Annotated in this window: 10 protein-coding genes; 5 read left to right on the top strand and 5 right to left on the bottom strand. The window is 72.7% G+C overall.

Going from position 1 to position 6797, the window contains the following annotated elements; translation table 11 throughout:
* The first annotated feature begins 35 nt into the window (after window positions 1-35).
* Window positions 36-629: a TetR/AcrR family transcriptional regulator gene (locus tag ACCP09_RS22840; RefSeq protein ID WP_433749967.1), complete on the top strand. Its 594-nt coding sequence runs from the start codon at window positions 36-38 to the stop codon at window positions 627-629.
* 49 nt (window positions 630-678) lie between these two features.
* Window positions 679-1029, top strand: coding sequence for a hypothetical protein (locus ACCP09_RS22835; protein ID WP_433749964.1), 351 nt, complete (start codon window positions 679-681; stop codon window positions 1027-1029).
* Window positions 1030-1041: 12 nt separating this feature from the next.
* Here the strand turns inward: ACCP09_RS22835 and ACCP09_RS22830 are convergent, their stop codons facing one another.
* Together ACCP09_RS22830 and ACCP09_RS22825 are read right to left on the bottom strand one after the other, a co-directional pair.
* Window positions 1042-1383 (bottom strand): glyoxalase superfamily protein, encoded by a 342-nt coding sequence (locus ACCP09_RS22830; protein ID WP_433749961.1) that lies wholly within the window; start codon window positions 1381-1383, stop codon window positions 1042-1044.
* A gap of 22 nt (window positions 1384-1405) precedes the next feature.
* Window positions 1406-1783, bottom strand: coding sequence for a VOC family protein (locus ACCP09_RS22825; RefSeq protein WP_027928890.1), 378 nt, complete (start codon window positions 1781-1783; stop codon window positions 1406-1408).
* Window positions 1784-1845: 62 nt separating this feature from the next.
* Here ACCP09_RS22825 and ACCP09_RS22820 point away from each other — a divergent pair, with 62 nt between their 5' ends.
* Window positions 1846-2439 (top strand): cysteine hydrolase, encoded by a 594-nt coding sequence (locus tag ACCP09_RS22820; protein WP_123686068.1) that lies wholly within the window; start codon window positions 1846-1848, stop codon window positions 2437-2439.
* Window positions 2440-2504: 65 nt separating this feature from the next.
* Window positions 2505-3635 carry an NAD(P)-binding protein gene (locus tag ACCP09_RS22815; protein WP_433749957.1) on the top strand — a complete coding sequence of 377 codons (1131 nt, stop codon included), beginning with the start codon at window positions 2505-2507 and terminating at the stop codon, window positions 3633-3635.
* A gap of 3 nt (window positions 3636-3638) precedes the next feature.
* Here ACCP09_RS22815 and ACCP09_RS22810 read toward each other — a convergent pair whose 3' ends face one another.
* From ACCP09_RS22810 to ACCP09_RS22800, 3 genes are read right to left on the bottom strand one after another with little or no spacing between them, the layout of a single operon-like run.
* Window positions 3639-4031 (bottom strand): hypothetical protein, encoded by a 393-nt coding sequence (locus tag ACCP09_RS22810; protein ID WP_026153953.1) that lies wholly within the window; start codon window positions 4029-4031, stop codon window positions 3639-3641.
* A 23-nt stretch (window positions 4032-4054) separates the two neighbouring features.
* The gene (locus ACCP09_RS22805) at window positions 4055-4873 is read right to left on the bottom strand and encodes a DUF1206 domain-containing protein (protein ID WP_433749953.1); all 819 of its coding nucleotides are present in this window, start codon (window positions 4871-4873) and stop codon (window positions 4055-4057) included.
* Window positions 4874-4923: 50 nt separating this feature from the next.
* Window positions 4924-5625 carry a hypothetical protein gene (locus tag ACCP09_RS22800; protein ID WP_433749950.1) on the bottom strand — a complete coding sequence of 234 codons (702 nt, stop codon included), beginning with the start codon at window positions 5623-5625 and terminating at the stop codon, window positions 4924-4926.
* A gap of 309 nt (window positions 5626-5934) precedes the next feature.
* Between ACCP09_RS22800 and ACCP09_RS22795 the strand changes: the two genes are divergently transcribed.
* Window positions 5935-6759: a class II glutamine amidotransferase gene (locus ACCP09_RS22795; RefSeq protein ID WP_209440725.1), complete on the top strand. Its 825-nt coding sequence runs from the start codon at window positions 5935-5937 to the stop codon at window positions 6757-6759.
* Window positions 6760-6797 lie beyond the last annotated feature (38 nt).

The following is a 6797-nucleotide window of genomic DNA, read 5'->3' as shown; positions in this document are numbered from 1 at the left end:
GGACCGCACGGTCAAGAACTCGATATCCTGTCCGCATGGCACGTCCGCGATCGTTCGACGAGCAGCAGGTGCTGAACGCCGTCCGTGATCAGTTCTGGGACGCCGGTTATGCGGCGACCTCGCTGGAAGACCTGATGCGGGTCAGCGGCCTCGGCAAGGGCAGCCTGTATGCGGCGTTCGGCGACAAGCGTCAGCTCTTCCTCCGGGCGCTGCGCGCCTACACCGACGACAACCACCGCCGTCTCCGGGAAGCCCTCGCCGAGGCGCCACGGGCCCTGGACGCACTGCGCATGCTCCTCGAAGCACCGGTCGACGACTCGGGCGGCATGCGGCGTGGCTGTCTGCTGGCCAACAGCACCAGCGAACTCGGTAACGCCGATCCGGAAGTCCTCGACTACGCCCACCGCGCCTACGAGACGTCCACCAAGCTGATCGGCGACTGCGTCGCCCGCGCCCAACGCGAGGGTGACCTGCCGGCCGAAGCGGATCCGATCGAACTGGCGCGGGCCCTCCTGGCCGCGCAACAAGGGCTCGTGTTCATGAGCCGGACCGGACTGGACACGGCCACGCTCACCGCCACGGCACACTCACTCGCGGCTCGGCTCCTGCCGGACCACTCCGGTGCCTGAACCGCCCGTTCGCGCTGTGTCTTGCAGCTGTAGCGGAGAATCCTGTGGGATGAGACTGCTCGACGAGCACCAGGGCCTGGTGCACGCGCCGCTGCCGCGGGTGCGCGATCTCGTGCTGCGCACTGCCTTCAGCACGTCAGCCACACCGTTGCGGGTCAGCAGGAACGAGTCCGAAGGGTGGATCGAAGCGCGTGGACAGTGGTGGTGGTGCGGGCGCGTCGAAGTGCACGAGCACGCCGCCGGGGCGCGGGTCGTCTACCGCACCTACAACGTGGCGACCGGGCTCGGCGCGCGGCTCGTGCCCGTCACCGTCGCGCGGGGGCATCGCGGGGCGGGCCCGCTGCGCGCGCTGCTCGCCGAGCTGGGGGAGCGGCTCGGCTGCCGCACCGAGCTGCTCTAGTTGCGCATCTGCTCACTCCGTCGGCGTGCCGATCCGGAGCCGGTTGCCGTCGGGGTCGCGCAGCTCGATCTCCCGCGCCCACGGAGCCTCCGCCACCGGCACCCCGAACGCGGCCGCGATCGCGTCCACATCACGCAACCGCAGGTACACCAACGTGTCCCGGCGCGCGTCCCCCGTGTGCTCCGACAAGAACAACCGCACGCCGCCCCGGGCGACCTCGACGAACGCGGGAAGTTCCGGTTCGAAGCGGTGCTCCCACTGTTTGCTGAAGCCCAGCCGCTCGTACCAGGCGACCGCCGCCGCGGCGTCTGCCACCCGCAGGATGGGGATGACTTCCTCGTCCACGTAGACCATCGTCGCAGAGCGCGGCGAGCCGTCAGCCCCCGTACGGCTTGGTGATGATCTCCAGCCGGTGCCCGTTCGGGTCGTTCCAGTACACGCCGCGGCCGCCGTCGTGGTGGTTGATGCGGCCCGGTTCGCGGCCGAACGGGTCCGCCCAGTACTCCAGCCCGCGTGAGGTGATCCGCTCGAAGATGCTGTCGAACTCCGCGTCGCTCACCAGGAAGGCGTAGTGCTGGGGGCGCACCGGCTCGTCGGTGCCGACCACGTCCAGCGACACCTCGTTCGAGGTCTGCACCACCAGGAACGGGCCGTACGGCACCGGGTCGGGCAGCCCGAGGATCTCCGTCAGGAACTTCGCCGTCGCCTCCCGGTCCCGGGCCTCGACGATCGTGTGGTTGAGCTGGACGGCCATGGCCTGCTCCTTTCCCCGCAGAACTGCTGCCTCCCACTGTAGGTCGCCGATAGGCTCGCGGGATGACCGTCGAACACAGCGCCGTGCTCGCCCTGCACTGGCAGGTCAACGTCATCAAACCGGAGGGCTTCTTCGGCGGCATGCTCGCCGCGCCCGTCGAGCGCAGCGGGGTCGTCGCCCGCGCGGTCCGGTTCCACGAGTGGGCCGCCGGCGCCGGCATCCCGGTCTACTTCACCCGCTTCACGATCCCCGAGGACGAGGGCAGGCTCGTGCGCAACACCGCGTTCATGACCGCCGTCGGCCAAGCACAGGAGCAGTTCCGGCCCGACGCGGCTGGCACCCAGCTCATCCCCGAGATGACCCACCTCGCCAAGCCCGACCGCGTCGCCGACAACCAGAAACTCTCCGGGCTCGCCGGCAACGACCTCGCTGCCCGCCTCGGCGACGCCGGCATCACCACGCTGTACGTCACCGGCGTGGCCACCAACCTGACCGTCGAGCAGACCGCCCGCCACGCCACCGACCTCGGGTTCGTCGTCCACCCGGTGAGCGACTGCGTGGCCGCCGCCGACGAGACCGTGCACCTGGCCTCACTGGCCAACCTCGACCTCGCCACCGCAGGCTGCCGCACCGCCGCCGAGATCACCGCCGGCTAACGCTGTCACGTTCACCGCCGCCGCCTCGTCCGGGAAACGATCACTGATTTCCCGGGGAGGGACCCATGGTCGAGGTGACGATCATCGGCGGCGGGATCGGCGGGCTCACGGCCGCCATCGCCGCGGCGGAAGGCGGCGCGCGCGTCGTGCTGCACGAGGCGCACCGCGAACTCGGCGGACGCGGGCGCACAGCCGCGCCGCCCTACCGCGTCAACGAGGGCCCGCACGCGTTCTACCGGGGCGGCCCGCACTGGAAGTGGCTCGACCGGCGCCACCTGCTCCGCCCGCTCGCGCCCATCCCGCCCGCCGAGGGGCTGCGGCTGCGCTACCACCACGAGGGCGGGCTGCGGCGGCTACCTCCGTTGGGGATGCTCCGGCAGGTGCTCCGCCGGAAAGTGCCGTCCGACCAGGACTTCTTCACCTGGGCGAGCGCGCTGGCGGGCGAGCGCACCACCCGGATCGCCGCGAACTACGTGGCCGTGGCGACGTTCCACCACGACCCCGGATCGCTGTCCGCGGCCTTCACCCAGGAGCGGCTGCACCGGGCCGGGAAGTTCCCGCCCGAAGCGCACTACCCGCGCGGCGGCTGGGGCGCGGTCCTGGACCGGATGGGCGCGCTGGCGGCCGAACTCGGCGTGAAGATCGAAACCGGCTCCCGCGTCGACACCCTGCCCAGCGGCGGCCCGGTGATCGTGGCGACCTCGCTCGACGCCGCCCGCACCCTGCTCGGCGACCACGGCCTGCGCTGGCCGAGCGGGCGGACGACCCTGGTCGACGTGGCGGTCCGGACCAGGCGGGGCGACGCGTTCGCGGTGTCGGACCTGGACGCGCCGGGCTGGGTGGAGCGGTTCACCGCGCAGGACCGCACGCTCGCGCCCGAGGGGGAGCAGTTGATCCAGGCGCAGATCCCGATCGCGCCCGGCGAGGGCAAGTCCGACGGGCTCGCCAGGGCGCACCACCTGCTCGACCTCGGCTACCCCGGCTGGCGTGAGCGGACCACCTGGACGCGCACCGCCATGGCCGCGGGGCGCACCGGCGCGGTCGACCCGCCGGGGACGAGCTGGCGCGACCGGCCCGCGATCGCGCGCGGCGACGGGGTGTTCCTGGTGGGGGACCAGGTCGCGGCGCCGGGGGTGCTCAGCGAGGTGTCGTTCACCAGCGCGCTGCGGGCGGTGCGGCTGGCGCTGGGGGAGTGAGGGTCAGAACTCGTCGCCGCTGGACAGTTCCTTCTCGAACGCGTCCGCCTGCGCGACGACCGACAGCAGCGGCCGCTCGAACTCCTCCCGCAGGTGCAGCGACGTCAGCGGCACGGTGTGCTTGATCAGCGCCACCCCGTCCACGATCGCGGCGCCACCGACCGACGAGCCGCCTGCCAGTTCGAGCAGGCGGCGCAGGTCGATCTTGTCGGCCCAGCCCACGGCCGACGAGATCTCGGCCCACTCGGCGCCGTCGACGTCGGGCAGGTGGTGCACGGTGACCTGCTGGGTGCGGCCGCCGTCGGTGTCCAGGCGGAAGCGCAGCCAGTGCTCGCTCTCCTCCAGCACCTCGTACCGGATGCGTACGTAGTTGATGACGTCCGTCCAGATGGTCACGGGCGCCAGCTTAGCCAGAAGGCTCAGCTCTTGTGCGCGCGCGCCGCGGCGAAGCAGTACACGCCGAACGCCGCCAGCCCGATCGCCACCACGGCCAGCAGCACGACGCCGTAGGGCTGGGCCGCGAGCGTGCGGAGCGCTTTGTCGACCCCGCCCGCCTGGCCGGCGTCCGAGTGCAGCGCGGCGTACCCGAGCAGGCCGCCGATGATCGCGTACACCACGCCCTTGGCGACGTACCCGGCCGAGCCGAGCCACTCGACCGACCTGCGGGTGCCGGTCGGCAGGTCCGGCAGGTCCAGGTCCTCGAGGAAGCTGCGCTTGAACCCCTTGACCGCCGCGGCGACGCCGACCGCGACCACCGCCGCGCCGGCGACTGCCACGAGCGCCTGCCCGGCGGGCAGCTGGAGCAGCCGCGCGGTGAACTCCTGCTGCGGCTGGTTGCCGCCGGCCGAGCCGCTGCCCGTCGCGAGCCGGATCGCGGTGTAGGCCAGGGCCAGGACCACGACACCCCGCGCCGCGGACCCGACGCGCTTGCGCATCCGCTTGCCGCGCTTGGGCACCCAGGTGTAGCCGCGGGCGGCCATCATGAACTGCCACCCCCCGAACGCGATCAGCCCGATCGCCAGCAGCCACAGCACCACCTGGCCGGCCGCGGTGGACCCGACCTCCTGCAGCGCGCCCTTCTGGTCGGCCTCCTTGCCGCCGTCCCCCGAGGCGACGCGGAGCGCCAGGTAGGCGACCACCAGGTGGACCAGACCCCAGCAGACCATGCCCGCGCGCCCGGCGGCCTGTGCCGCGGAACGGCCGCGCACCCGCGTGGCCAAACCGGCGTTGCTCGTCATCCGGTGCACCTCCTCCTCGCTCGATCGGGTGTACCCCGGAGGTGTCGCGGTTAAGCCGGGCGCAACACCGCGAGAGCGGCGGCGAGCACGAGCGCGCCGGGCACGAGCAGGCCGAGCGTGCCGCTGCTGAAGGCGATCGCGGTGACCAGGACCGCCGCGGCCGCGACCGCCGGGACCTTCGAGCGCGTGTACCAGGCCAGCGCGCCCAGCCCGAGCGCGGCGGTGACCGGGTCGACGGCCTCGGCCGACGCGCCGAACAGGTAGGCGGCCAGGGTGAGGCACACCAGGCAGGCGGCCGTCGCGACGCGCCGCCCCGGCCCGAGGCGGAAGCCGGCCCACACCCCGGCCACGGCGCCGAGCACCGCGAGCGGGGCGCCCAGCGCGGTGGTCAGGAACTGCGCGTCGGTCGCCTTCGCCAGCGCGGTGACCGCGGTGCTGAGCAGGATCACCGCGGCCCCGGCGCCGAGCACCAGCGCGATCCGGAGCGGCGGCAGCCTGTCCCGCGCGGCGAACCAGCCGAGCGCGCCCAGGAACGCCAGGGCGACGACCACCTGCCACGGCGTGCCCCACTCCCACACCGGCTCCGGACGGTAGGGGGCGTAGGCGTACCGGGTCTGCACCAGCGGGTCGTCGCCGGCCGGCGCGTAGGCGAACCAGGCGCCGTGTTCGGTGAGATCCCACGCGGCGGCGCCGAGCAGCAGGAAACCCAGCAGCGCCAACGGAAACCACGCCGAACGTCGATCCCCAGACATGGGGCCGCAGGCTACCCGCCCGCGGGACGGGAACCCCCGCGGCCTCTCGAGGAACGCGGTGGTGTGCGGGGGCGTGGGTGGCCCGGACTCGCGGTCGCTTCCGGCGGGCTGTGCGTACTTCCTCGGGGTTGCCGCCGTGGCGGCCAGGTGCTCGAACCGCCCCGGCACGATCCCTGACACCGCGGGGGTGACCCGAAGCTCACCCGTCGCGGACGAGGACCGCGGATCGCGTGGCGGCGACAGTGGGGGAGTGCGTGCCGACGTGGGAGGCCCGATATGTGTCGCTGGCTGGCGTATTCCGGTTCGCCCGTGCGCCTCGACGAGCTCCTCTACAAGCCCGCGAACTCGCTCGTCCTGCAGAGCAAGCACTCGCGCCTTGGTGCGGAAACCACCAACGGGGACGGGTTCGGTGTCGGGTGGTACGGCAACGTGCCGACTCCGGGGGTGTTCCTGAGCACCGAACCCGCCTGGAACGACCGCAACCTCCGCGAGATCGCGGCGCAGCTCGAATCCGGGCACGTGTTCGCGCACATCCGCGCATCGACCGGATCGGCGGTGCAGAAGACGAACTGCCATCCGTTCCGCCACGGCCGCTGGCTGTGGATGCACAACGGGCTCATCGCCGGGTTTCCCGCCGTGCGACGCGAGCTCACCCTGGCCGTCGACCCGCTGGTCTTCCCGGAGATCCAGGGGTCCACGGACTCGGAGATCCTGTTCTACCTCGCCGTGACCTTCGGCCTGGAGGACGATCCGGTCGCCGCGGTGGCCCGGGCGGTCGGACTGGTCGAGGAGGTGGGCCGGCGCCACTCGGTGGTGAACCCGATCCAGATGACGGTCGCCACGACCGACGGGGAAACCACGTGGGCGTTCCGGTATTCCAGCGAGGCCCGGTCGAGGTCGCTGTTCCACAGCGTCGACGTGTCCACGCTCCGGCACCAGTATCCGGACAACCCGGCGCTGCACGTGCTGTCCGACGACGCGCGGCTCGTGGTGTCCGAGCCGCTGGGCGACCTGCGTGGGGCGTGGCGGGAAGTGCCCGAATCCACCTGCATCGTCGTCCACGGCGGCCGCGAAGAGCTGCGCCCGTTCACCCCGGTGGCCCCTGCGGCAGCGGCCGCGGACAGCGTCCGTTGAGCGGGCACTCGCGGCCGGTGCGGACGCGGGCCCGGGCG

It is taken from the genome of Amycolatopsis sp. 3B14, assembly GCF_050958625.1.
Taxonomy (GTDB): domain Bacteria; phylum Actinomycetota; class Actinomycetes; order Mycobacteriales; family Pseudonocardiaceae; genus Amycolatopsis_E; species Amycolatopsis_E thermoflava.
Note: the sequence above shows the minus strand (reverse complement) of the source record. Positions and strands in the feature narration are given on the sequence as shown.